Here is a 1888-nt window from a genome sequence, read left to right on the forward strand (position 1 = left end):
GATGGCGCTGATCGAGGGGCCCTGGAAGGACACCTTTTCCGGTTATCCGATCTCGCCGCCAATCGAGGATTCCGCCTATTTCCCGGTGCTGATCGAAGGCACAAGGCTGCATATCGGCGTCGTCGTGGCGCTGATCGCAGCGCCCGTCTGCTGGTTCCTGATCGCGCGCACCACGCTCGGCTTCCGCATCCGCGTCACCGGCGAGAATGCGGAGGCGGCCCGCTATGGCGGCATCAATACCCAGCGCGTGCTGCTCTCCACCGCGCTGCTTTCCGGCGCGCTGGCCGGACTGGCCGGCGTCGGCGAGGTTGGTGGCGTCCATTTCCAGGTGATGAGCGACATCTCGCCGGGCTACGGCTATTCCGGCATCGTCGTCGCGATGCTCGCCAGGCTCAATCCGCTCGGCGTCGTGCCGGCCGCGATCTTCCTTGCCGCGGTCATGACCGGCGCCGAGGCGATGTCGCGCGCGACCGGCGTGCCGGCCTTCCTCAGTGAGGTCATCCAGGGTACGGCGCTGCTTGCGATGCTGGTGGCGCTGCTCTTCACCGCCTATCGCATCCGCCGCGTGGGGGCGCCCGCATGAGCGCGGTGTTCGAGCAGATTTTTCAGGTCGGCTTTCTCGCAGCCATCATCCGCATCGCCACACCGCTCGCCTTCGCCACGCTAGGCGAAATGTTTTCCGAGCGGGCCGGCGTGCTCAATTTGGGCATCGAAGGCATCATGCTGTTGGCGGCCATGGCCGGCTTCACCGCCGCCAGCCTGAGCGGCAGCCTGTGGCTGGGCGTGCTGGTGGCCGTGCTTGTCGGGGCGGCGATGGGCGCGCTGCATGCGCTGTTCACGGTGGCCTTGGGCCTCAGCCAGCATGTCTGCGGCATCGGCGTGACGCTGTTCTGCTCTGGGCTCGCCTATTTCCTCTACCGACTGATCTTCGGCCAGCAATCGGTGCCGCCCAGCATCAAGGGCTTTCAGCCGGCGCCGATCCCCCTGCTGTCGGACATTCCGATCCTGGGTCCGGCGGTGTTCAACCAGTTCACGCTGGTTTATCTCGCGATCATCGCCGTTCCGTTTGCCGCCTTCGTCCTCTACCGCACACCCTGGGGGCTGTCGGTGCGCATGGTCGGCGAGAACCCGCGCGCGGCGGATTCCGCCGGCGTCAGCGTGATCGTCACGCGCTTCCAGGCCGTGATCCTCGGCGGCGCGCTGATGGGTCTTGCCGGCGCCTTTCTCACCATGGCGCAGTTCAACGCCTTCACCTTCGGCGTGGTGTCGGGGCGCGGCTGGGTGGCGATCGCGCTGGTGGTGTTCGGCCGCTGGGACCCGTGGCGTTCGGCGGGCGCGGCATTGCTCTTTGCCTTCGTCGACGCGCTGCAGCTCAGGATGCAGGCCAGCGGCCTCGGGCACATCCCTTACGAAGCCTTCCTGATGCTGCCCTTCATCTTCACCATCGTCGCCATGGCCTTCATTTCGCGCAACGCGGTCGCGCCTTCGGCGCTGCTGAAGCCGTTTCGACGCGAGGAACGGTAGGTAGATTCTTTCCTCTCCCCCGATCGCCGGGGTAGAGGAAGGGCCCAAGCTTGGGACGCCTCAGATCGCCGTGAAGGCGTTGTCGACGAAGAGATGCGCGCCGTTGACGAAGCTCGATTCGTCGCTCGCCAGGAACAGCGCCGCCTTGGCCACTTCCTCCGGCTCGCCGATGCGGCCCTGTTGCGCGGCCATGGCGGCATCGGAAACATCGACGCCGAGCTTGCCGAGGTCGGCGACCTCGCGCATTCCGTGCGGCGTGCGGATGAAGCCGGGACAGATGGCATTGCAGCGGATGTTGCGATCGCGGAACTCCACCGCGATGGCACGCGCGAACATGTGGCAGGCGCCTTTAGTGGTGTCATAG

3 protein-coding genes are annotated in these 1888 nt (G+C 66.4%); 2 read left to right on the top strand and 1 reads right to left on the bottom strand.

The genetic code is table 11. From position 1 onward, the window contains the following. Positions 1 to 583 (top strand): ABC transporter permease (locus EOA60_RS31000; RefSeq protein ID WP_164899693.1); only part of this gene is annotated, 583 nt, incomplete at its 5' end. Next, on the top strand, positions 580 to 1524 hold the full coding sequence (locus EOA60_RS31005; protein WP_095826245.1) for an ABC transporter permease: 945 nt from the start codon (positions 580 to 582) through the stop codon (positions 1522 to 1524). The genes EOA60_RS31000 and EOA60_RS31005, both read left to right, overlap by 4 nt. Positions 1525 to 1584: 60 nt before the next feature. Here EOA60_RS31005 and EOA60_RS31010 read toward each other — a convergent pair. After that, on the bottom strand, positions 1585 to 1888 hold a 304-nt coding region (locus tag EOA60_RS31010), incomplete at its 5' end, for an SDR family oxidoreductase (RefSeq protein ID WP_128312472.1).

The sequence above is a fragment of the Mesorhizobium sp. M1A.F.Ca.IN.020.06.1.1 genome, assembly GCF_004023265.1.
Lineage (GTDB): Bacteria > Pseudomonadota > Alphaproteobacteria > Rhizobiales > Rhizobiaceae > Mesorhizobium.

Coding starts and splice junctions, on each gene's coding strand:
- EOA60_RS31005 (WP_095826245.1), top strand. CDS start 580: ATGAGCGCGGTGTTCGAGCAGATTTTTCAGGTCGGCTTTCTCGCAGCC.